Annotated in this window: 15 protein-coding genes; 3 read left to right on the top strand and 12 right to left on the bottom strand. The window is 70.6% G+C overall.

The features are described 5' to 3' along the window. Positions 1–2 precede the first annotated feature (2 nt). From IEW13_RS01970 to IEW13_RS01950, 5 genes are all read right to left on the bottom strand, one after another. The gene (locus IEW13_RS01970; RefSeq protein ID WP_188549257.1) at positions 3–1,718 is read right to left on the bottom strand and encodes an ATP-binding cassette domain-containing protein; all 1,716 of its coding nucleotides are present in this window, start codon (positions 1,716–1,718) and stop codon (positions 3–5) included. After that, positions 1,715–2,563, bottom strand: a complete 849-nt coding sequence (locus IEW13_RS01965; RefSeq protein WP_188549256.1) for an ABC transporter permease — start codon at positions 2,561–2,563, stop codon at positions 1,715–1,717. Before IEW13_RS01965 ends, IEW13_RS01970 begins: the two co-directional genes overlap by 4 nt. Then, positions 2,560–3,543, bottom strand: a complete 984-nt coding sequence (locus IEW13_RS01960; protein ID WP_188549255.1) for an ABC transporter permease — start codon at positions 3,541–3,543, stop codon at positions 2,560–2,562. Before IEW13_RS01960 ends, IEW13_RS01965 begins: the two co-directional genes overlap by 4 nt. Before the next feature lie 4 nt (positions 3,544–3,547). Beyond that, entirely contained in the window at positions 3,548–5,110 is a 1,563-nt protein-coding gene (locus IEW13_RS01955; RefSeq protein ID WP_229744908.1) for an ABC transporter substrate-binding protein, read from the bottom strand. Positions 5,111–5,553: 443 nt separating this feature from the next. Then, positions 5,554–7,023, bottom strand: a complete 1,470-nt coding sequence (locus tag IEW13_RS01950) for a GntR family transcriptional regulator (RefSeq protein ID WP_188549254.1) — start codon at positions 7,021–7,023, stop codon at positions 5,554–5,556. Positions 7,024–7,161: 138 nt separating this feature from the next. Here IEW13_RS01950 and IEW13_RS01945 point away from each other — a divergent pair, with 138 nt between their 5' ends. Continuing rightward, positions 7,162–10,908 carry a proline dehydrogenase family protein gene (locus IEW13_RS01945; protein WP_188549253.1) on the top strand — a complete coding sequence of 1,249 codons (3,747 nt, stop codon included), beginning with the start codon at positions 7,162–7,164 and terminating at the stop codon, positions 10,906–10,908. 41 nt (positions 10,909–10,949) lie between these two features. On the opposite strand, the gene IEW13_RS01940 is transcribed toward IEW13_RS01945, so the two are convergent. The 7 genes from IEW13_RS01940 to IEW13_RS01910 form a co-directional block, all read right to left on the bottom strand. Next, positions 10,950–12,188, bottom strand: coding sequence for a phenylacetate--CoA ligase family protein (locus IEW13_RS01940; protein ID WP_229744870.1), 1,239 nt, complete (start codon positions 12,186–12,188; stop codon positions 10,950–10,952). Between the two features lie 19 nt (positions 12,189–12,207). Then, positions 12,208–13,047, bottom strand: a complete 840-nt coding sequence (locus tag IEW13_RS01935) for an ABC transporter ATP-binding protein (protein ID WP_188549252.1) — start codon at positions 13,045–13,047, stop codon at positions 12,208–12,210. Then, positions 13,044–14,285: an ABC transporter substrate-binding protein gene (locus tag IEW13_RS01930; protein WP_188549251.1), complete on the bottom strand. Its 1,242-nt coding sequence runs from the start codon at positions 14,283–14,285 to the stop codon at positions 13,044–13,046. The genes IEW13_RS01935 and IEW13_RS01930 overlap by 4 nt, the downstream gene beginning before the upstream one ends. Before the next feature lie 79 nt (positions 14,286–14,364). Then, positions 14,365–15,426 (bottom strand): branched-chain amino acid ABC transporter permease, encoded by a 1,062-nt coding sequence (locus tag IEW13_RS01925; RefSeq protein WP_188549250.1) that lies wholly within the window; start codon positions 15,424–15,426, stop codon positions 14,365–14,367. Positions 15,427–15,429: 3 nt separating this feature from the next. Further along, the gene (locus IEW13_RS01920) at positions 15,430–16,302 is read right to left on the bottom strand and encodes a branched-chain amino acid ABC transporter permease (protein ID WP_188549249.1); all 873 of its coding nucleotides are present in this window, start codon (positions 16,300–16,302) and stop codon (positions 15,430–15,432) included. After that, positions 16,299–18,320, bottom strand: coding sequence for an AMP-binding protein (locus IEW13_RS01915; protein ID WP_188549248.1), 2,022 nt, complete (start codon positions 18,318–18,320; stop codon positions 16,299–16,301). Before IEW13_RS01915 ends, IEW13_RS01920 begins: the two co-directional genes overlap by 4 nt. Beyond that, positions 18,317–19,192, bottom strand: coding sequence for an ABC transporter ATP-binding protein (locus IEW13_RS01910; RefSeq protein ID WP_188549247.1), 876 nt, complete (start codon positions 19,190–19,192; stop codon positions 18,317–18,319). The genes IEW13_RS01915 and IEW13_RS01910 overlap by 4 nt, the downstream gene beginning before the upstream one ends. A gap of 231 nt (positions 19,193–19,423) precedes the next feature. Here IEW13_RS01910 and IEW13_RS01905 point away from each other — a divergent pair, with 231 nt between their 5' ends. Both IEW13_RS01905 and IEW13_RS01900 read left to right on the top strand, forming a co-directional pair. Next, positions 19,424–20,176, top strand: a complete 753-nt coding sequence (locus IEW13_RS01905) for an IclR family transcriptional regulator (RefSeq protein WP_188549246.1) — start codon at positions 19,424–19,426, stop codon at positions 20,174–20,176. 10 nt (positions 20,177–20,186) lie between these two features. Beyond that, complete coding sequence (locus IEW13_RS01900) at positions 20,187–22,130, top strand: AMP-binding protein (RefSeq protein WP_188549245.1); 1,944 nt, start codon at positions 20,187–20,189, stop codon at positions 22,128–22,130. The last annotated feature ends 70 nt before the right edge of the window (positions 22,131–22,200 follow it).

Here is a 22,200-nt window from a genome sequence, read left to right as displayed (position 1 = left end):
GTTCACTCCTTCACTGCGGTGCTGAGATCCACCGTGGAGTCCAGCAGCTGCCGGGTATAGGGATGGGCCGGCGCGATGAGGATCTGCCCGGCCGTGCCCTGCTCCACGATCTCTCCCGATTTCATCACGGCGACGTGGTCGGCCACGCGCTGGACCACCGCGAGGTCGTGACTGATGAACAGGCAGCTGAGCCCGCGCCGCCGCTGCAGCGCGCGCAGCAGGTCCAGGACCTCCGCCTGCACCGAGACGTCGAGCGCGGTGGTGATCTCATCGGCGATCAGCAGGCTGGGCTCGGCGGCGAGCGCGCGGGCGATGCCGATCCGCTGCCGTTGCCCGCCGGAGAGCTGCGCCGGGACCCGCCCGGCGAAGCTGCCGTCCAGACCCACCTCGGTCAGCAGCGACTCGACGCGCTCGGCGATCTGCGCCCGGCTGCGCACCACGCGGAAGTACCGCAGGGGACGAGCGATGGAATCCCCCACCGTGCGGCGCGGATTCAGCGCCAGGTCAGCGTTCTGGAAGACCAGCTGGATGGCGCGGCGCACCTGGAGGCTCCGCCGTCCGGCGCGCTTGAGCAGATCGGAGCGCGGCGCGGGAGCCGAGCCCTCCGCCGCGTCCGAGGGCGTCGCGGCGAAGCTGATCTCCCCGTTTTCGGCGGCGATCAGGCCGGCGAGGGCCTGCGCCACGGTGGACTTCCCGGAACCGGACTCGCCGACGACCGCAAGGGTCTCACCGGACATGATCTCGGCGGTGAAGCCCTTGACCGCCAGTGGTGCGCCACGCCGGTAGCGCACATCCAGTCCGCGGCAGGCGAGGACCGGGCCGGGGCCGGGCCGAGCGGCTTGGCCCGCTCCGGCCCCATCCCGGGACGGCTCGCGGTGCTCCGGGTCAGCGGGCCCGGGGCCCTGCGCGGCGTCGCGGTCCAGCCGGGGCGCCGCCGCCACCAGCGTGCGGGTGTACTCGGCGCCGGGCGCCCGCAGCACCTGCGCGGTGCGGCCGTACTCGACCTCCGCCCCGCGGCGCATCACCAGCACGGTGTCGGCGATCTCCGCCACGACGCCCAGATCGTGACTGACCAGGACGACGGCCACCCCCAGGGTGGAGCGCAGCTCGGCGAGCAGATCCAGAATGGCGCGCTGGGTGACGACATCGAGTGCGGTCGTCGGTTCGTCCAGGACCAGCACCTCGGGTTCGGCGGCGAGCGCCATGGCGATGGCTACGCGCTGTTGCTGTCCACCGGACAGTTCGTGCGGGTACCGCTGCAGGAGGGAGGGGTCTCCCAGCCGGACCAGCTCGGCGAGCCGGGTGATGCGTGCGGCCGAGGCGTCCAGGCCGTGCGCCCGCAGAGCCTCCGCGATCTGGGTGCTCACCCGCAACGACGGCGTGAGGGCATGCCCGGCGTTCTGCGCCACGAGTGCCACCGTCCCGCCGCGCAGGGAGCGCAGCTCGGGCGCGGGCAGGGCGAACACATCGGCGCCGCCCACCCGGACCGAGCCGCCCACCAGCTGCGAGCCGGCGCGCAGCGATCCGAGCAGCGCCCTGGCGATGGTGGATTTGCCCGAGCCGGACTCGCCCACCAGGGCGATGGCCTCGCCGGGGTACACCTGGAAGGTGATGTTCCGGGCCACCGGGACCATCCTGGTGCCGGAGGCGTAGGAGATGGACACATTGGCCACGTCGATGACGGGATCGGCCCCCGCCTGGGCGCGTGCCGGGGTCATGCGGCAGCCCTCGCGGCCCGGTCCACGCCCATCCGCTTGGCCAGGCCGTCGGCGGCGAGGTTGAGCCCGATGACCAGCACGGCCAGGGACACGATGGGCGCCACCGTGCCCAGCGGGGCGACGGTCAGCGCGGTGCGGTTCTCCTGGATCATCAGGCCCCAATCGGGTGTGGGCGGATTCGCGCCGAATCCGAGGAAGGACAGGGTCGAGACCAGCAGCACCACCCAGGAGGCGCGCATGGCGAACTCCACCAGGACGGTGTCGAGGACATTGGGCAGGATCTCCCGGCCGATGATCGGCAGCGCCCGCTCGCCCCGGGCCCGCGCCGCGGCCACGTAGCCGCTGGAGACCACCGGGCGGGCGGCGCCCCTGACGACGCGGGCGACGGCCGGCGCGTAGACGATGGACACTGCCAGCACGATCACCCACAGGCCCTGACCGAAGACCGTTACGATCAGCAGCAGCGCCAGCACGGCGGGCACCGAGAGGATCGCGTCCAGGACGCGGCTGATCGCCTCGTCCAGCCAGCCGTCGGCGTAGGCGGCCACGGCGCCGACGAGGGTGCCCAGGGTGACGGCGATGCTGGTGGCCAGGAACGCCACCAGGAGCGCGTAGCGTCCGCCCTCCAGCGTGCGGGTGAGGACGTCCCGGCCATACTGGTCGGTGCCCAGCCAGTGCGCCGGCGTGGGACCGAGCAGGGCGGCATCGGCGTTCGTGGCCACCGCGCTGTAGGGCGTCAGCCACGGCGAGAGTAGGGCGATCAGGATCGTCACGACGACCGCGGCCGCGCCGATGCCCGCCGCGGTGATCCGTCTCTGGCGGGGCGCTGCGGTCTGCGTGCTCATGCGGTCTCCTCCTTCGGTGCGGCAGCGCGGGACCGGGTGGTTCCGCGCTGCCGGGGGTCGATCAGCATGGCCAGCAGGTCCGCGACCAGATTGACCGAGACGTACACGGTCGCGGTGACGATCGCGATGGCCTGGAGGACGGGCAGATCACGGGTGGAGACCGAGTCGATCATGAGCGCCCCCAGGCCGGGGTAGTTGAAGATGGTCTCCACCACGACGACGCCACCGAGCAGCCACGCGATGTTGATGGCGATCACCGGCAGCACCGGCAGCAGCGCGGTCGGGACCACGTGCCGCAGCAGCACGTCCCGGCGGCGCAGCCCCTTGAGCTCGGCGGTGAGAGCGTACTCGGTGGCCATGGTGTCGATCGTCGAGGAACGCATCGCCCGGATGATGTAGGCGGCCATCACCAGCACGAGCGTGACGACCGGGAGCCAGACGGCCGGCAGCAGATCGCCGAGGCCGGCGTCGTCGCCCATCAGGACGACGGCGGGGAAGACCGGCATGGCGATGGCGAAGACCAGCACCAGGAGCGTGGCGATGACGAACTCCGGGATGCTCATCGCCGCCAGGGAGATCATGGAGATCGACGTGTCGGCGCCGCGTCCGCGCCGTACCGCCGCCGCGACGCCGAGCGCGAGGGAGAGCGCCACGCCGATCACGATCGCCGGCACCGCGATGAGCAGGGTGTTGCCGAAGGCGCCGCCGATGATGCCGGCGACCGGTTCCCCGCTCACCAGCGAGGTGCCCAGATCACCGGTGAGGATGCCGCCCAGCCAGGCGGCGTAGCCAGCCCAGACGCTCTGTTCCAGCCCGAGGTCCTCGCGCATCTGGGCGAGTGCCTCCTCGGTGGCGTCCTGGCCCAGGAGCTGCTGGGCGACATCGCCGGGGAGTGCGCTGGTGGCGAAGTAGACCAGGAACGAGGCCAGGAGGAGCGTGACGACGCTGGTCAGGATCCGCCGGATCAGGAGTTGTGCCATGGGGTCAGTCCTCCAGTCCGATGCCGAGGTAGTCGAACTCGAAGCCGAACTCGCGGTAGTTCACGACCCGCTCGGACAAGCCCACCAGGCGGTCGCCGAACAGCGGCGTCATATGCGGGCTCTCGTCGATGATGAGCTGCTGCGCGTCCTGGTACTTCTGCATCCGGGTGCTCTCGTTCACGTCCGCGCGGGCCGCGTCCAGCAGCTCGTCGAACTGCTGGTTCTCCCACAGGGACTCGTTGTAGCCGGAGCCGGAGCGGAAGATCTGGTTGAGCAGCTGGTCGAGGGGCCGGCCGGTGGCGAAGTAACTCACCATGAGCGGTGTCTGCATCCAGGAGCTGGTGTAGTAGGAGTCGGCTGAGACATTGGTGATCCGCAGCGTGATCCCCGCCTCCGCGACCTGATCGGCGAAGGCGGTGGCGATAGGCGTGAGGTTTGCCTCGTAGGCGGAGGTGTGCAGCGTCGTGGTGAAGCCCTCCTTGCCGGCTTCGGCCAAGAGGGCGCCGGCACGTTCGGGGTCGTATTCCCGCTGGTAGTCCAGCCGCCCGGCCATGCCCGGCGGGACGGGGTTGTCCCAGCCGGCGTCGCCCTCGCCCTGCAGGGCGGTGCGCAGGATGGCCTCCGGATCGTAGGCGAGTTTCATCGCCTGCCGCACGCGCGGATCGGAGAACTCCTCCGAGGAGTAGAGCATCGGGATGGTGTACCACTGGGCGTTCTCCACCCGGGCCACGGTGGTGCCGGCCGTGCCGGTGACGACCCGGGCGGTGGGATGGTCCAGGTTGGTCTGGGCGAGCAGATCCACCTGCCCGGCCAGCAGCGCGTTCACGCGGGCGGTGGCGTCCTGGATCGAGTAGAACTCGATCCGGTCGAGTACGGGCCGGCCGTCGAAGTAGTCCTCATTGGCGACGACGACGCCGGGGCCGGCCGGGGTGAAGGACTCCAGGACGAAGGGGCCGGTCCCGATGCCTGTCGTACCGATCTCCGCGGCGGAGCCGTCGGGGATGATGTAGCAGTGGTACGAGGTTAGCAGAGAGGGGAACTCCGCGTTGGCCGCCTGGAGATCGAACTGCACGGTGAGCGGATCGATCGCCCGGACGTCTTCCGGGCCGAACATGGAGGCGAGGGTGTCGGCCTGCGGCGAGCCGATCTCCGGGTCGAGCACATGCCGGATGCTGTAGACCACGTCCTCGGCGGTGAACTCACGTCCGTCGTGGAAGCGCACGCCGCGGCGCAACCGGAAGGTCCACCGGCTGGCGGTCGGATCGGAGTCCCACTCCTCGGCGAGGTCCGGGACCGTGGTGCCGTCCTCGTCCTGCCGGACCAGGCGGTTGTAGAGCGCGCCCAGGTACTCGTAGGCGTTGAGGGAGCTGGCCGAGTCGAGTGTCTCCGCCGCCGAGGCGGCCGGCCGGGCGATCCGCATCACGCCACCGGGGGCCGGGGTTCCGGTGCGGGCGGCCGTGGGAATGCTCAGCGGGGCCTGGACACCGCAGCCGGACAGGTTCGCGGCCGCCACAGCACCGAGGGCGCCCACGGAACCGCCGAGCAGGGTGCGCCGGGAAAGGTGCACGGACAACAGAACAACTCCTCGAGACGACGGGCGTGCGTACTGGTGCGCTCCTCCTCTCGCAGGGCGCGGTCGGCTAATCGTTCACTTAAACGATTAGCACGGTCTTCGGAGGTTTGCCCAGCGCGAAGCCGGTTCCGCGGTGGCCGAGGACTACCGCTTCCTCCGCGCTGACCAGCGGCGATGCCCGGCGTGAAAAAAGTTCTGCCGCAGGCCCGCGAAAGGCCGGGCTGAGGGCGGCGCAGGTCGCGCGCTGGGCACGGGACTGGGGTCCACCGACGAGTGCCGGGCTGAGGGTGGCGCGCGTCGAGCGCTGGCTGTGAACGGACGCGCTTCCATCTACCTGGGCGCGTGTGGGTTCGTCTGGCCGGGGTGGCCGGGTGGCCGGGGTTACCGGTCTGACGCGGCCTGGCCCTGCTCGGGTCCCGTTCAGCGGACCGACGCGCTCAGCGGCTCAGCCGTTCCCAGAGGTCCGCGTCGAAGGACTCGGGTGAGAGCGCCGACATATGGCGCACCGCGTTGTCCAGCTTCCCCCGCCACACGCGCAGCGCCTCCTCCGTCCTGCCCGCGGCCACGGCCGCCAGCAGCCGCCGGTCGTCGCTGACGATCCGGTCCACGGCGGGGCTGTAGTCCAGCTGGAGCACCGAGATGAACATGCGGACCCGCAGAGTGAGGGCGTGGAAACTACGCGAGGACTGACCCAGCCCGGAGGCATCGGCGAGCTCCTGCTGGAAATGCAGATCCGCCTGGTCGACGTCTGCGCTGGTGCCCTGCGCGGCCGCGGCCTCGACCGCTCGCAGCGCCAGACGGGCGGGAAGGAGGTGGTGCCGGGGCCTCGCCGCCAGTGCCCGGATCAGGACCATGCCCACGTGCAGGCGCGCCGCGTACAGGTCGATCACATCCGCCCCCGTGACCGCCGGCACGCCGAAGCCGCGCGTCGTCACCGCCAGCAGGCCGTCGTCGGCGAGCCGCCCCATCGCCGAGCGGACGGTGCCGGCCGGTAACCCCATATGGGCGGCCAGCGGCGCCGGTGAGATGCGGTCTCCGGCCCGGAAACCGGCGTTCATGATCTCCTTGCGCAAGGCGATGGCGATCTGCTCGGTCACGGAGAGCTGCTGGCGCGGCAACCAGCGGCCGGGACCGCGCCGGTCCGTGCCCGGTGGTCCCTGCTGAGGCGCGGGGAACTCCGGCACCGCGAGGACATCTGATTCAGAATTAGCGGCACGTTTCCTCGCCATGCCACGCCTCCAGTCCACGCCGTGCAGTCCGCGGCCCGCGCGGGAGGCGAGAAGACGCAGGAGATCGCCGGGAATGGCTTCGAGCGAGGGAGCGCACCGCTGCAGGGCATGCCCGGCCGCAGCGAGGAACTCCGGCCACGTGCCGCCGCCGTCAGGGTCCCAGAGCGCCTCGGGCTCCTCGCCCGCCCTGACACTGGAACCGTCGGCGGCGCGGGTCGTGGGGGCCTCACCGGTCGTGCCGGTACCGGCCGCTCTCCAGTCCGCGGCGCCGGATACCCACAGCGCTGCCATGACCGCCGCGGCCCGTCGCTGCGCAGCACGCGCCTCGCCCGGCGCGGCGGGCGAGGCCGCTGGGCGGAATCGGATGCGGATACGTGGAAAGGCCACCCGGAACTCCGCCAGCTCCAGGGGCGGAGAAGCGCGGGAGAGCGCCGCCGCGCGCGGGGGCGGCGTGCCTTCGCGGGGTACGCCGGCCGCGTGGCCCGGCGGCGATCCGCCGGTCCGGATCCGGGCGAAGGACCGGGCGACGACAGGCTGGCTCAGACCGGTCAGCGCGGCTACGCGCCGGGTGCTGAAATCGCTCGTGCCCACCCGGGCGCCGGCCGTGGCCAGCACGCTGGCGACGATGTCGTCGGCCGTCTCCTGGATCCGGGGTCGTCCCCGCGGCACATCGGACATGAGCCAATTATGAATCAAAACTGATGTGCTCGGTCAGGTGGGACTTCTCAGTGACGAGCGCCACGGCACACACTGACACACACATCAGACCCTCATCGGAAGCGTCCCGACGGGACCACGAGCCACAAGCGAGGAACCATGCACGCACCCGTCCCGGCCGCAGCGCCGGACCCCGCGCCGGGCAACGCCACCGGCTCCCCGGAACAGGAGCTCGCCGAGCTGGCCGAGGCGGCCACCGCCAAGGTCGCCGCCTGGCTGAGGGACAGCGCAGGCACCGCCAGGCCGCACGCCTCTGCCGAACGGCTTGCCGCCGTCCTCTCCGACGACCGGGGACTGGACTTCACCGTCGGCTTCGTGGACCGGGTGATCCGCACCGAGGACCAGCGCGCCGCCGCGCAGGCACTCGCGGAACTGGCGGAGTTCACCCCCGCGGCGCTCTCGGCTCTGGACCGGGCGCAGATCACCGCCGGCTCGCTCCTGGGCCGGCTGCTGCCCCAAGCCGTCGTCCCGGCAGCGCGTGCCCGGATGCGCTCCATGGTGGGGCACATGATCGTCGACGCGCGCGAGGAGCCGTTCGGCAAGGCCGTCGCCGAGCTGAAGGCGGGCGGCCACCGGCTCAACATCAACCTGCTCGGCGAGGCGGTGCTGGGTGAGGCGGAGGCCGATCACCACCTGGAGGAGACACGCAGGCTGCTGGCCAGGGACGACGTCGACTACGTCTCCATCAAGGTCTCTTCGATCGCCTCCCAGCTGTCGATGTGGGGCTTCGATGAGACCGTCGACTACGTGGTGAAGCGGCTCACCCCGCTCTATCTGGAGGCCGCCGAGGCGCCGGCCGGCGCGAAGTTCATCAACCTGGACATGGAGGAGTACCGGGATCTGCGGCTCACCATGGCCGTCTTCTCCCGGCTGCTCTCCCTCCCGGAGACCCGGGACCTGGAGGCCGGCATCGTGCTGCAGGCCTATCTGCCGGACGCGCTGGGCGCGATGCAGGAGCTGGCGGAGTTCGCCGCCCGGCGCGTCGACGCCGGAGGCGCGGGAATCAAGGTGCGGCTGGTCAAGGGCGCCAACCTCGCGATGGAGCGAGTGCATGCGGAACTGGCCGGCTGGCCGCTCGTGACATGCGATTCCAAGCAGGCCACGGATGCCAATTACAAACTCGTGCTGCACTGGCTGTTGGACCGGGAGCGGATGCGGGGCCTGCGCATCGGCGTGGCCGGGCACAACCTGTTCGACATCGCATTCGCGCATCTGCTCGGTCGCCGGCGAGGGGTCTGCGAGCTGATGGAGTTCGAGATGCTGCAGGGCATGGCCACCGAGCAGGCCGAGGCCGTCAGCGCCGACACCGGCCAGCTCCTTCTGTATGTGCCCGCCGTAAGGCCCCAGGAGTTCGACGTCGCGATCTCCTATCTCGTGCGTCGCCTGGAGGAGAACGCCGCGCAGGAGAACTTCATGTCCGGGATCTTAGACCTCGCCCCGGGGAATGAGACGTTCCGCCGCGAGGAACAGCGGTTCCGGGACTCCTTGACGACTCTCTCCCAGATCCTGACGGCCCACGGGCTCCGGCCTCCCGGAGCGCAGCACCGTCAGGATCGGGCGGCGGAGGAGCTCGCGGCCGAGCGGGCCGCGCACCCGGGCACCGGGACAGGCATCATGCCCGGTGACGCCCCGGGAACGGTGGCATCAGACGCCCCTCCCGGCTCCGATGCGGGCGGGGACCCCTCCCCTCACATCGCAGCAGACGGAGAGGCCCTGCCGCCGTTCCGCAACGAACCGGACACCAACCCGGCGCTGGCGGCCAACCAGGAGTGGGCGCGTGCAGCCGTCGAGCGCGCCGTCAGCCCTGGCTGGCTGGATGCCCAGCCGGTGCCGGACGCCTTGGCGGTAAACGGCGTCGACGCCCTGGTCGCCACCGCGCGCGAGGCGGGTGCCGCGTGGGCGGCCCGGCCCGCCATCGACCGCGCCCGCATCCTCTACCGGGCCGCGGACCTGCTGGCGGCGCGGCGCGGCCATCTGGTGTCCCTGGCAGCCGCGGAGGTGGGCAAAGCCGTCGCCCAGTCCGATCCGGAAGTCTCCGAGGCGATCGACTTCGCCCGCTACTACGCGCACCGGGCCCTGGAGCTCGAGCAGGTGGAGCATGCGCGGTTCACCCCGGACCGCGTCATCGTGGTGACGCCGCCGTGGAACTTCCCGCTGGCGATCCCGCTGGGCTCCACCGTCGCGGCGCTCGCGGCCGGTGCCGCCGTGATCCACAAGCCCTCGGGCCCGGCGCCGCACTGCGCCATGGCATTGCTGCAGGCGCTGTGGGACGCCGGCGTACCCAGGGAGGTGCTGCACGGGGTCTCGCCGGACGAGGGTGAATCCGGCCGCCTCCTCATCAGCCATCCGGAGGTGGACCGCGTGATCCTCACCGGTGCCTCCGACACCGCCGCGACGTTCGCCGGCTGGCGCCCGGATCTGGCCATCAGCGCCGAGACCTCGGGCAAGAACGCGCTGCTCATCACCCCCTCGGCGGACCGCGACCTTGCCGTGGCCGATCTGGTGCACAGCGCATTCGGCCATGCCGGGCAGAAGTGCTCGGCGGCTTCGCTGGGCATCCTGACCGGCAGCGTCTACGATTCCGAACGTTTCCGCCGGCAGCTCGTCGACGCCGCGTCCTCGCTCGTGGTGGACTGGCCTGAGAATCTCTCGGCGACGGTGGGCCCGCTCACCGAGCAGCCCAGTGCAAAACTGCACCGGGCGCTCACGGAGCTGGAACCGGGAGAACGCTGGCTGCTCAAGCCGCGGCAGCTGGACGAGACCGGCCGGCTGTGGTCGCCGGGCATCAAGGACGGGGTGCGGCCGGGGTCGTTTTTCCATCTGACCGAGTGCTTCGGACCCGTGCTCGGGCTGATGCGCGCGAAGGACCTGGACGAGGGAATCCGCCTGCAGAACGCCACCGAGTACGGACTCACGGCCGGGATCCACAGCCTGGAGCCGGCGGAAGTCCGCCGCTGGCTGGCCATGGTCCAGGCCGGCAACGTCTACGTGAACCGCGGCATCACCGGCGCGATCGTGCAGCGGCAGTCGTTCGGCGGCTGGAAGAAATCCTCCGTCGGCCTGGGCTCCAAGGCGGGCGGTCCCAACTACCTCATGCAGTTCGGCACCTGGCAGGACACCCTGCGAGGCACGGAACCGGTGCCCGGCCGCGGAGACGGGCCTGCCGGAACCGGGGAAGCCGCCGGGGATCGAACGTCGCCGGCTGATCCGGCCGCGGGCGGCATCGGCGGCCTGCTGGGGCGCCTGGTACGAGGTGGTCTGCTGCCGGGTGCAGATCTGGACTGGTTGCGGGCGGCCATCGCCGACGACTCCCGCTGGTGGGAGGAGGAGTTCGGGCACGGTCGCGATCACACGGGCTTGCAGTGCGAGGCGAACGTCTTCCGGTACCTGCCGGCGCAGGTGACGGTGCGGCTGGGGGCGGACGCCGACGCGGCATCGGCAGCGCGGGCGCTCGCGGCGGGGCGGCGGGCCGGTGCCTCCCTGCGGCTCGTGGTGCACCCGGAATCCCCGGCCGCGGCGCGGACGGTGGCCGAGGCAGCCGCCGCCGAGTTCGGTCTTGAGGCGCCCGTCGTCTGCGACGATGAAGAGTTCGCGGCCGGGCTGCTTCAGGGGCGTTTCCACGCCGAGGGCCAGGCGCGCGTCCGACACCTGGGCGCGGTACCGGCGCAGCTGCGCGGGAAGACCTCGGCTCGTCCGGAGATCGCGCTCCTGGACGATCCCGTCACGGCCTCCGGACGGGTCGAGTTGCGGTACTGGCTCAAGGAGCAGGCGGTGTCGATGACGCTGCACCGATTCGGCAACCCGAGCCCGGCCTTCCACGCGCTCGCGGAGGAACTGCGGCGCTGACCGGCGGCCCGGCGGGGGGCCGTGCGCGGCGCCTCCGGGTGTCAGCTCCAGTCGCGCTCGTCCACCAGGACGGGAGAGTCCTCCGGGAGGCGCTCCACCACGACGACCTCGGCGCGGAACCGCAGCCGTTCGCGGATGGCGGCGGTGACCCGGCCGACAAGCTCCGCCGCGCCGGCGTCACCACCACCGCCGTCGGCGCCGACGACCTCGCAGCGGATCGCATCGACGTGGTCCTGCCGCCGGACCACGAAGCGGAACCCGGACACTCCCGGGACGTCGCCGAGCGCCGCTGCGGCCTGCCGGGGGTGCAGGAACATGCCGCGCACCTTGACCGCCTCGCCTACCCGTCCGAGCACGCCCGCCAGGCGGAGACCGCCGTCGGAGTCGAGCTGCCAGGCCGACAGGTCCCCGGTGCCGAACCGGACCAGGGGATACTCGCCGCGCAGCCGGGTGATCACCACCTCGCCCTCGCCCTCGGCGATCGCCTCGCCAGTGACCGGGTCGCACACCTGCACGAAGACCGCGTCGTTCACCCGCATCCCGGGTCCCGTGCCGTCCTCATAGGCGATGCAGCCGGCCTCCGCCGTGCCGTACGCCATGCGCACCACCGGGACGTGCCGCTCGAGTTCGGCGCGCAGCGAGGGCGGCAGTGGCTCGGCCGTCAGGATCGCCTTCGACACCGGCCACGCGGCTGCGCTAGGAGAGGCCGTGAACCTGTCCAGCAGGGCCTTCAGATAGCTCGGCAGCCCGATGTACACGCTGGCGCCGGTGTCCAGTACCGCCTGGAGCTGCAGGTCCTGGCTGCCGATGCCCGCCGGCACCACCGCGGCGCCCACGGCGGCGAGCCCGTGGTCGAACATCGCGCCCGCGGGGGAGAGGTGGTAGCCGAAGCAGTTGACCGCCACCTCCCCGGCGCCGATGCCCGCCGCGGTCAGCGCCGGCGCCCAGTCCCATTCGTCCCCGTCCGCCAGCTGGGCCTCGTAGAGCGGGCCAGGCGACTGGAAGATCCGCCGTGGGGTGACGCCGGCCGGCACCATCCCGCCGTACGGCGGCTCGCCGCGTTGCCGGTTGATGAGGTCGTCCTTGCGCAGCACCGGGAGGGAATCGAGCGCGGCGAGGGCGTCATCGGCGTCCTGGAGCAGCGCCGGATCGATGCCCGCCGCCCGGAGCCGCTCGGCGGTCGCCGGTACGCGCATCGCCCGCTGAAGAGCCGCGGCCAGCTCGCCCGCGCGGGAACGGGCATGGTGCCCCAGCGCCCGGGGCAGTTCCTTGGTAGGCATCAACGTCTCCCTCTCGTCGCTAGAGCCAGCGCTTGCGGCGTTTGTAGTGCTTGACCTCGCGGTAGCTCTTCCGTCCGCCTTCGCCGCCGACGCCCAGGTAGAACTCCTTCACATCGGGGTTCTCCTGCAGCTCCGTGGAGGAGCCCTCCAGCACGATCCGGCCCTGCTCCATGATGTAGCCGTGATGGGCCACCTCCAGGGCGCGGCGGGCGTTCTGCTCGATCACCAGCACGGTCAGGCCGATCTCGGCGTTGAGCCGGGCGATCTGCCCGAAGATCTCAGTGACCAGCAGTGGCGCCAGCCCCAGCGACGGCTCGTCCAGCATCAGCAGCCGCGGCTTGGCCATGAGCGCCCGCCCGATGGCGAGCATCTGCTGTTCGCCGCCGGAGAGATAGCCGGCGGTGCGGTTGCGCATGTCCGCCAGCTTGGGGAAGAACTCGTAGACCAGCTCGATCTGCTCGGCCTTGTCCCGGCGGGTGTAGGCCCCCGCGATGAGGTTGTCCGCGACCGTCAGGTGCGGGAAGACGTGCCGGCCCTCCATGCACAGGCTCATCCCGTTCTTCACCCGGTCCGGCGCGTCCATCCGGGTGACGTCGCGGCCCTCGAAGGTCACCGAGCCGGAGGAGATCTCCCCGCGTTCGCTCGGCAGCAGTCCGGAGACGGCCTTGAGCGTAGTGGACTTGCCGGCGCCGTTGGAGCCCAGCAGCGCCACGATCTTCCCCTCCGGCACGGACAGGGACAGGCCGCGCAGGACCAGGATCACCTCGTCGTAGATGACCTCGATGTTGTTGAGCACCAGGAGCGGGGAGCCCGCCGCCGGGGAGGCGGGCTCCGCCGCTGGTGCGGCCTGCGGGCTCACGGTTCCGCGCCCTCGGCGATCTCGACCATCTGACCGTCCTGCACCTCGTAGACGCCAGAGCTGTGGATGCCGGCGTGGGTCTCGGGCGAGAACTCGACGATGCCGGCGCCGATCACGCCGCCGGTGTCGATCGGGCCCATGGTCTCCAGGGACTCCCGGATATTGGGTCCGGTGAGGTCGTTGCCCTGCTCCAGCGTGTGGCGGATGCCCTCCACCATGATGTGCATCGCCAGCCAGCCCTGGACCCAGGCGGAACCCTTGGAGTCCGGGTCCTCGCCCTGCTCTTCCAGGTACGCGCGCATGTCCGCGTGCCCGGGCTTGTCCGCGCTTACCGGGGCGAACGGCTGGACCAGGACGGAGCCCTCACCGGCGTCCCCGGCACCGGTGATGAACAGATCGTTGGCACACCAGTTGAGGCAGACGATCTTCATGTCGAGGTTCTGCGCGGCGATGTCGTGCGCCACCTGCGAGGCCGGGCTGGCGACGTTCTGGATCACGATGTACTCCGCCCCCTGGGACTGGGCCTGGGAGAGGATACCGACGAAGTTCGAGGTGCCGGTGGGCATCGCGTAGGACTGGTAACCGAGATCCACCTCGCCGGAGTCCACCCACTCCTGGCCGTCGGCCACTGGTGAGGCACCGAACGGCGAGTCGTGGTGCAGCACCGCCACCTCACTGCCTGCACCGCCCTCCTCCTCGATGTAGTTCAGCGCCACCCGCATCTGGTCCGAGTAGGTCGGTGCGATCAGGAAGTTGTAGGGCGATTCGGCCGGGTCGGCCAGTTCCTCGGAGAACGAACCCGAGATGAAGGGCAGCTCGTCGTTCGCCACCCGGGTGCGCAGGGCTTCCGTGTCCCCGGTGCCCCAGCCCTGGACGGCGACGACGTCCTCGTTCAGATACCGGCGGTAGAGCTCTTCGGCCTGCGGGATCTCATAGGCGTAGTCGTTGCTGATCGCCTGGATCTCGCGGCCCTCCACGCCGCCGGCGCTGTTGATCCAGTCGACGTAGGCGAGCATGCCCTGGTTGTAGGGCGTGCCCACATCGCCCGTGGCGCCGGACAGGTCCGCGATGACGCCGATGGGGATGGGCCCGTCGCCCTCGGCGGCACCGCCCCCGCCGCCTCCGCCGCAGGCGGCCAGGGCGAGTGCCGTGACGGCCGCCAGGCTGCCGGCCTTCAGCAGGCCCGTCGTGCGGGTGGCCGAGGAGCCTCGCCTCCGCTGCTTCGTCGTGTGGGACATGATGTTCTCCTTTGCGTGCGTCGTCGTTGACATCCGCGTGTCGGTCAGTGGTGTGCTGCGATGTGGTGCGTCCGGGCCGTCAGTATCGGAAGGGCCAGTAGCCGAAGTAGTCCTTGATCCGGGTCCATATATGGTTCAGTCCTCTCGGCTCGATGATGAGGAAGACGATGATGACCAGCCCGAAGACGGCGTTCTGGAAGGCGGGCAGCTGGGCCTGCAGGAACGGGGCGAATCCGCCGGCGAACTCCGCGAAGCCCCGGACCACCACCGGCAGGAAGGTGATGAACACCGCCCCGTAGACCGAGCCGGCGACGCTGCCGAGCCCGCCGACGATGATCATCGCCAGGTAGAGGATGGACACGTCCAGCGTGAACCTCTCCCAGGAGATGACTTCGGTGTAGTGCGCCGTGAGAGCGCCGGCCAGGCCGACGAAGCCCGAGGACACCGCGAAGGCGGTCAGTTTGGCGCGGGCGACGTTGACGCCGATCGCGGCGGCGGCGATGTCCTGGTCGCGCACCGCCATGAAGGAGCGGCCCAGGCCCGAGCGGAACAGGTTCACCGCGACCAGCACCGCGAGGATCGCGATGATCAGCAGGATCCAGTACCACTGCTGCTCGAAGGTCTCCCGCTGGATGCGGAAGCCCAGGAACTCCAGCCGGCTGACGTCGACGAAGCCGCGGCCCTCGGTGAGCCAGCCCCAGCGGCGCACGATGAACAGGATGATCTGCTGGGAGGCCAGGGTGGCGATCGCCAGGTAGAGGCCCTTCAGCCGCAGGCCAGGCAGACCGAAGAACGTCCCGACGACGGCGGTGACGATCACGGCCGAGGCGATGCTCAGCGGCACCGGAAGCCCGGCCCGGTCGGCCAGGATCACGCTGGTGTAGGCGCCCACCGCCAGGAAGCCGCCCTGGCCCAGGGAGATCTGGCCGGTGTAGCCGACCAGGATGTTCAGGCCGATCGCGCCGACCACCGCGATGAGGGCGGTGTTGACGATGGAGAGCCAGTAGTTGTCCAGTACCCACGGCAGCGCCAGTAGCAGGACGGTCAGCAGTCCCAGCCGGATCCACTGGGCGCGGCTGGTCCAGATCCTCAGCTCTGAGGCGTAGCTGCGGTGATGCAGTCCGGTTTGAGTCGCAGCCATGTGTCAGACCCTCTCGATGCGCTTTTCGCCGAAGATGCCGTAGGGGCGGATCAGCAGAATCAGGACCAGGATGATGTAGGGGATGACCTCGGCCAGGCCGGGATCCAGATAGCCGGAAACCAGCTGGGTGACGATGCCGATGGTCAGGCCGCCGATGATGGTGCCGGGTACCGAGTCCAGGCCGCCGAGGATGACCACGGGGAACACCATCAGGCCGAAGGACGCGATGTGCAGGTCCACTGCCGTGATGTCCGCCAGCAGGATGCCGGCGATGAGCGCCGAGACCGCCGCCAGCGCCCAGGACATGGCGTAGACCCGCCGCACCGAGATGCCGACGGTCATCGCCGCCTGCTCGTCATCGGCGACCGAGCGCATGGCGATGCCGTGCTTGGACTTCTGGAAGAAGATGGTCAGCACCGTCAGCACGATGGCGGCGATGAGGATCGCCAGCAGCCGGTTGCCGGGGATGGTGGCGCCCAGGATGCTCACCGGCGGGCTGGGCAGCACGGCGGGCTGGGCGCGCACGCCGGTGCCGAAGAACATCTGCACGATCGCGTTCAGCAGGCCCGAGAGGCCGATCGTGACCATGATGATGCTGATATGGCTCTGCCCGATCATGGGGCGCAGGATGAGCCGCTCGACCACGATGCCCAGCAGCACCGCGACCACGACGCCCACCAGGATGCCCACCGTGATGGGCAGCTGGAAGATCACGAAGCAGGTGTAGAAGGTGTAGGCGCCGACCAGCAGGAACTCGCCCTGAGCGAAGTTGATCACGGCGGTGGCCTTGTAGATCAGCACGAAGCCGAGCGCCGCCAGCGCCAGGATCGCGCCATCGGCGAGGCCGAAGATCAGGAGATTGACAGCAGTGCTCATCGGCGGCCGCTCCAGACTGGTCGGCGACCCCGGCCCGGCGGGATCTGGTAGGTGGACAGGTCGAAGATCCTCAGGGTGAGCGGACGCTCCACCCGTGAACCGTCCTGATAGGTGACGGTGCTGGTGATGCTCACCTCGGCATCGCCGCGCTGCAGGGCGCCGATGATGGCCGCGTAGCGCTCGCCGATCACATTGCGGCGCACCTTGCGGGTCCGGGTGATCTCGTCGTCGTCGGGGTCGAACTGCTTGTGCAGGATGACGAAGCGGGTGATCCGGATGCTCTCGGCGAGGTCTTCGTTGGAGCGGGTGATCTCCTCGGCGATGAGGTCGTACACCTCGTCCTTACCGGCCAGGTCGGTATAGGTGGTGAAGCCGATCCGCTCGTGCTCGGCCCAGGCGGCCACCGTGGCCGGATCGAGCACGACGATGGCGGTCAGCCCGTCGCCGTCGCTGGAGCTGAAGGCCACGGCCTCCTCCACATAGGGGGAGAACTTGATCTTGTTCTCCACGAAGGCGCTGGAGTAGAGCGTCCCGTCGGGGGCGCGCAGCACGTCCTTGGCGCGGTCGATCACGACCAGGTGGCCGTTGTCGTCCAGGTAGCCGGCGTCGCCGGTGATGAGCCAGCCGTCCTCGGTGATGGCCTCGGCGGTGGCTTCGGCATTCCCGCGGTACCCCTGGAAGACCGAGCTGGAGCGGAGCATGATCTGCCCCTCCTCGATCCTCAGCTCGGTGCCGGGGATGGGCGTGCCCACGGTGTGGAAGGCGATGTCGTCATCGCGGTGCGTGATCGCGATGCCGCAGATCTCGGTCTGGCCGTAGATCTGCTTGAGGTTCACGCCGATCGCGTGGAAGAACCGGAACACGTCGGGCCCCAGCGGCGCGCCGCCGGTGTAGCAGCGCTTCAGCCGGGACAGGCCGAGGTGATTGCGCACCGGGTGGGAGGCAACGAGCGTGGCCAGGGGCGAGAGGATCCGCTGGCCCAGGGTGGGCGCCTTACCCTGCACGCGGCGCTGCGCGATGTCGTCGCCGACCTTGTAGCCGAAGCCGAACATCAGCCGTTTGAACCAGCCGGACTCGTCGATGCGCACCTGAACCTCCGAGAGCATCGACTCCCAGATCCGCGGCGGGGCGAACATGACATCGGGCCCGATCTCCTTCAGATTCGCCCGCTGCGTGGCGGAGTCTTCGGGGAAGGAGATGGTCAGGCCCTTCGAGAGCCCGCAGGCGACGGAGAGCATCTGCTCGCCGATCCACGCGAACGGCAGGAAGGACACGTAGCGGTCCTTCGGGGCGATCGGGTCGATGGTGGTGAGGTTCTCGGCCATGGCCAGGAGATTGGCGTGGCTGAGCTCGCCCAGCTTGGGCCGGGAGGTGGTGCCGGAGGTGGTGCAGATGACCGCGATCTCGTCGGGGGTGCCGGCGCGGACCTGCGCGTCCAGCCAGCCGGGATGCTCCTCGCCCCAGGCGCGGCCGTGGCCTTCCAGCTCGGTGAAGTCCAGCAGCAGGGGATCGGTGTACTGCTCCAGGCCGTGCGGATCGTAGAACACGATGCGCTCCACCCGGAACTGCTCGCCCGCGGCGAGCATGTCGTCCCGGAGCTTGAGCAGCTTGTCGACCTGTTCCTGGTCCTCCGCGACCACGATGCGCGAGGCGGCGACGGAGAGGACGTGGCGCAGTTCCTCGCCGATGCTGGTCGGGTAGATGCCGACGACGGCGGCCCGCAGGCTCTGGGCGGCGAGTTCGGCGATCAGCCATTCGGGGCGGTTGTCTCCCAGGACGGCGACGATCTCACCCGGTTGCACGCCGAGGGAGGCCAGTCCGTGGGCGAAGTCGCGGACGCGCTCGCGGTACAGCGCCCAGCTCATGGGCTGCCAGATCCCGTACCGCTTCTCCTGCATGGCGATGGCGTCGGGTCGTTCGGCGGCGAGTTGTTCCAGCAGCTGCGGGAACGTGTGCTCCACGGTGGTGACCCCGGGCTCCGGCGCGAGCGCGGTGGCGGTGTTCATGGCGGGGCTCATGGCTGGGCCACCTCCGAGTCCTCGGCACCGAGATACGCCTCGATCACGCGCGGGTCGGCCTTGACCTCGTCCGGGTGACCGTCGGCGATGAGCTTGCCGAAGTCGAGGACGCTCACGTGGCTGGAGATGTCCATCACGACGTTCATATCGTGCTCGATCAACACGATCGAGACCCCGGCGAGCTCGTGGACGTCGAGGATGTAGCGGGCCATGTCCTCCTTCTCCTCGGCGTTCATGCCGGCCATGGGCTCGTCCAGCAGCAGGAGGGCCGGCTGCAAGCACAACGCGCGGCCCAGTTCGACGCGCTTCTGGATGCCGTAGGCCAGGGATCCGACCGGTTGTTTCCGGTGTGCCTGGAGCTGGAGCAGGTCGATGACCTCCTCGACGAGTTCCCGGTGGGCGATCTCCTGGCGCCGTCCGGGGCCGAACCACAGGGCGGAGGCGAGCACGCTGTGGCGCATGTGCACGTGGCGGCCGAGCATCAGGTTCTCCAGCACGGTCAGCTGGGAGAACAGCTCGATGTTCTGGAACGAGCGGGCCACGCCGAGCCGCGCGATCCGGTACGGCGGAAGCGAGTTCAGCCGGTGGGTGCGATCCGCGCCGCCTCCTGTGTCCTCAGCGCTGCGGCTGTGCAGCCGCACCTCTCCCTCCTGGGGCCGGTAGAGGCCGCTGATGCAGTTGAGCAGGGAGGATTTGCCGGCGCCGTTGGGCCCGATGATGGAGTGGATCCTGCCGCTGTTGACGGTGAAGGACACGCTCCGCAGTGCCTGCACCCCGCCGAAGCGCAGGGAGACGGCGTCGACTTCCAGAAGGGGTTCCCCTGAGGGGACCGTGCTCGAACTCAGGCTGTGCTGGTACGCCCTGGTACGCATGTGTGCTCCTTCGCACGCTGTACGGCTCGCTCCGGTACGGATGCGTCGAGCCGGAAGGTCCACGTCGATGTGAACCAGCTCACGTCACGATCCGACAATACGTTTCCACTATCTGAAAGGCAAGAGTGGTCAATGGAAAGATTTTCAGTATTCTGTCCTCACGTGTGATGATGCGAAAACGCGCATCCTCTGCGCGTGCCCTCCCCTGATCGCCCATGAGAGAGGCAGGACATGACCGCGGTGAACGACGCCAAGGGCCGGGGCAGTCTCGGCACCGTGCGGAACGCCGTGCTGCTCCTGGAACTCCTGGGCCAGGGCCCGGCCTACCAGCAGCTGACCGATCTGGCCGAGCGCTCGGGGATGTCGGTGCCCACGGTGCACCGGCTGCTGCGCTCTCTCGTGCTGGCGGATCTGGTGCACCAGGATCCACGTTCGTCCCGGTACAGCCTGGGCCCTGAGCTGACCCGCCTGTCCCACCGCTATCTCTCCCGGCACCCGCTCCTGGCGGCCCTGACCCCCTATCTGCCGGGGCTGCCGGCACTGGTCGGTGGCACCGTGTCAGTGCAGATGCTGGTCCGCGGGGAGACGGTCTACGCCGATCACGCCGACGGTCCGGACAGCGGCCCCTACCGGGACTCGCATCGTGTGCATCCGGCACTGCACACGGCCGGCGGCCGTCTGATCGCGGCCCGGGGCGGCGAGGAGATCTGGCAGCAGGCGCTCCAGTCGTGCGGACCTCAGACGGCACAGCTGGCGGACGACGCACGGCAGGACTGGGCGGGCGCGGACTGGCTCGCCGCCGAGGGCCCCGATCCCGTGCACGCCGGCGAGGTGGCCGTGCCCGTCGTCGATGCCACCGGTGCCACCGTGGCGGCGCTCTCCGCGGCGGTCGAGGACCCGGCTGACGAGTCCGCCTGCGCGGCAGTGGCCGCTCACTTGACGAAAGCCGCACGTGCCGCGGGAAGGGCGCTGGGCAATGGGTGAGGACAGGACGATGACGGGCGCGGCGGGCAGGGATCCGGAGTTCAGCCGGGCGGCGCGTGAGCGCGGTGTCGACACCGCCGCCTGGGAACGCGTGATGGAGCGGCTGGACTGGGACGTCGCACCGCAGGAGCTGTGGCGTGAAGGCGAGTACGGCGGGGAATGGTTCGCCGGCGGACGGCTGAATCTGAGCGTGAACGCGCTGGACCGGCATGTGGACGCCGGTCACGGTGACCGCGTCGCCATGCACTGGGAGGGCGAGCCCGGAGACCGGCGCAGCCTGAGCTACCGGGAGCTGCTGGACGATGTGAAGGCGCTCGCGGCGGCCCTGCGCGGGCTGGGCATCGGCACCGGGGACCGGGTGGGCATCCATCTGGGCTGGCTGCCGGAGACCGTCACCGCCATGCTGGCGAGCATGCGCATCGGCGCCGTGTACTCGGTGCTGCCCGCGCCGCTGCCGGCCGAGGCCCTCGCCGACCGGCTGGCCGCGCAGCAGCCCCGGATCCTCCTCACCCAGGACGGCGCCTGGCGGCACGGCACGGTGATGCCGCTCAAGGCACGCGCGGACGAGGCGCTCACCGCCATCGACTCCGTCGAGCAGACCATCGTCGTCCGCCGTACCGGGATGGACGTGGCGTGGTACGAGGGCGACCTCTGGTACCACGAGCTCGCCGCCTCCGGTGCCGCGCGGGTGCGGCGCGAGGAGGAAGCCGGGCGTGCGGCCTCACTGCCCTCCGGGGCCCCGGTGTGCACCGTCAGCCTGGCCAACCGCGGCGGCAGGCCCGCCTCGACCGTGCACGGGAACGCCCACCTGGCGGTCTCGCTGCTGGCGGTGCACGGCGCGCTGCGGCCGCAGGACGGCCGGGTCTTCTGGTGCGCCGGGGACATCGCCTGGGCGGTCTCGCAGTTCTCCGGCGTCATCGGCCCCCTGCTGCGGGGCGACACGCCGGTCATGTACGAGGGCACCCTCGATGTCCCCACCCAGCGCAGGGCGTGGGAGATCCTGGCCCGGTACCGGGTGGGCACCATGGTCACCCCGCCGTCCGTGCTGCGGGCCATGCGCGCCTGGCACGGCGAACCGCCGGACGTGGCTCAGCACTCCGCCCTGCAGAAAGTCGTCACGGCCGGCGAGGCGGTGGAACCGGAACTGCAGCAGTGGATCCGCGACGCGCTCGGCGGTGCCGGCGGGGACGCCCTGCAGCTGGGCGACGCCTGGGGCCAGCTGCAGCTCGGCGGCATCGTCGTGCAGAACGGTCTCAGCCCCGCAGAACCCATCCCCGGCTGCGGCCTGGACGTGATCGAGGACCCCGGGAGCGCCGACGGCCGGGGCGAGGCGGTGCTGCGGCTGCCCTGGCCGGGGTCCATCCGAGGGGTCGAGGGAGAGCCCGCCGAGGAGATCGCCCGGCAGTGGACCCGGCTGGGGGAGGGCCTGTACGCGACCGGTGACCTGGCGCGCCGTGTGCCCGGCGGTCAAGCCGGCACCGGGACGGGCCCGGACGAGGCGGCGCAGACAGCACAGGCGGCGGTCAGTCTGGAGTTCCTTGGCCGGAAGGACGATGTGGTGTCCATCTCCGGGCAGCTGGTCTCCTTCACCGAGGTCCGCGAGGTGCTGCTGGACCATCCCTTCGTCCGCGAGGCGCTCGTCACCGTCCGGCCGGATGCGCGGCTGGGCCGCTCGCTGGTCGCCGCCGTCGTCGTCGCTCAGGAAGCCGCGGCGCGGGCCGCGACCCCCGAGGGCGCGGAGAACCTCGCGATCGATCTGATGAACGCGGTGCGCGAGCTGCTCGGCGGGCTGGCACGGCCTCGCAGCGTGGTGCTGCTGGACCGGATCGGAGACGATCTGGACCCCGATCGCAGGGACCAGGCCATCGCGGCGCTGGCGGCGCCGCCGCCGGGCGTGGTCAGGCGGTTGTCCTGGGAGCAGGTCCGGGCCGCCGGCCAGGACGCGCAGGGCTGAGCCGGCTGGCGTGCCGCTCCCCGATTCCTGCTCGCGCCGGGCCTCGGAGTAGAGTGCCAGCAGAGAGTTC

It is taken from the genome of Sediminivirga luteola (assembly GCF_014639315.1).
GTDB classification, from domain to species: Bacteria; Actinomycetota; Actinomycetes; order Actinomycetales; family Brevibacteriaceae; genus Sediminivirga; species Sediminivirga luteola.
This window is presented reverse-complemented; position numbering and strand designations above follow the sequence as displayed.

Bases quoted from the DNA above. Each gene is read 5' to 3' on its own strand.
- IEW13_RS01940 (WP_229744870.1), bottom strand. From the start codon at position 12,188: ATGCCTACCAAGGAACTGCCCCGGGCGCTGGGGCACCATGCCCGTTCC.
- IEW13_RS01930 (WP_188549251.1), bottom strand. From the start codon at position 14,285: ATGTCCCACACGACGAAGCAGCGGAGGCGAGGCTCCTCGGCCACCCGC.
- IEW13_RS01910 (WP_188549247.1), bottom strand. From the start codon at position 19,192: ATGCGTACCAGGGCGTACCAGCACAGCCTGAGTTCGAGCACGGTCCCC.
- IEW13_RS01945 (WP_188549253.1), top strand. From the start codon at position 7,162: ATGCACGCACCCGTCCCGGCCGCAGCGCCGGACCCCGCGCCGGGCAAC.
- IEW13_RS01905 (WP_188549246.1), top strand. From the start codon at position 19,424: ATGACCGCGGTGAACGACGCCAAGGGCCGGGGCAGTCTCGGCACCGTG.
- IEW13_RS01970 (WP_188549257.1), bottom strand. From the start codon at position 1,718: ATGACCCCGGCACGCGCCCAGGCGGGGGCCGATCCCGTCATCGACGTG.
- IEW13_RS01915 (WP_188549248.1), bottom strand. From the start codon at position 18,320: ATGAGCCCCGCCATGAACACCGCCACCGCGCTCGCGCCGGAGCCCGGG.
- IEW13_RS01965 (WP_188549256.1), bottom strand. From the start codon at position 2,563: ATGAGCACGCAGACCGCAGCGCCCCGCCAGAGACGGATCACCGCGGCG.
- IEW13_RS01960 (WP_188549255.1), bottom strand. From the start codon at position 3,543: ATGGCACAACTCCTGATCCGGCGGATCCTGACCAGCGTCGTCACGCTC.
- IEW13_RS01925 (WP_188549250.1), bottom strand. From the start codon at position 15,426: ATGGCTGCGACTCAAACCGGACTGCATCACCGCAGCTACGCCTCAGAG.
- IEW13_RS01900 (WP_188549245.1), top strand. From the start codon at position 20,187: ATGACGGGCGCGGCGGGCAGGGATCCGGAGTTCAGCCGGGCGGCGCGT.
- IEW13_RS01920 (WP_188549249.1), bottom strand. From the start codon at position 16,302: ATGAGCACTGCTGTCAATCTCCTGATCTTCGGCCTCGCCGATGGCGCG.
- IEW13_RS01950 (WP_188549254.1), bottom strand. From the start codon at position 7,023: ATGTCCGATGTGCCGCGGGGACGACCCCGGATCCAGGAGACGGCCGAC.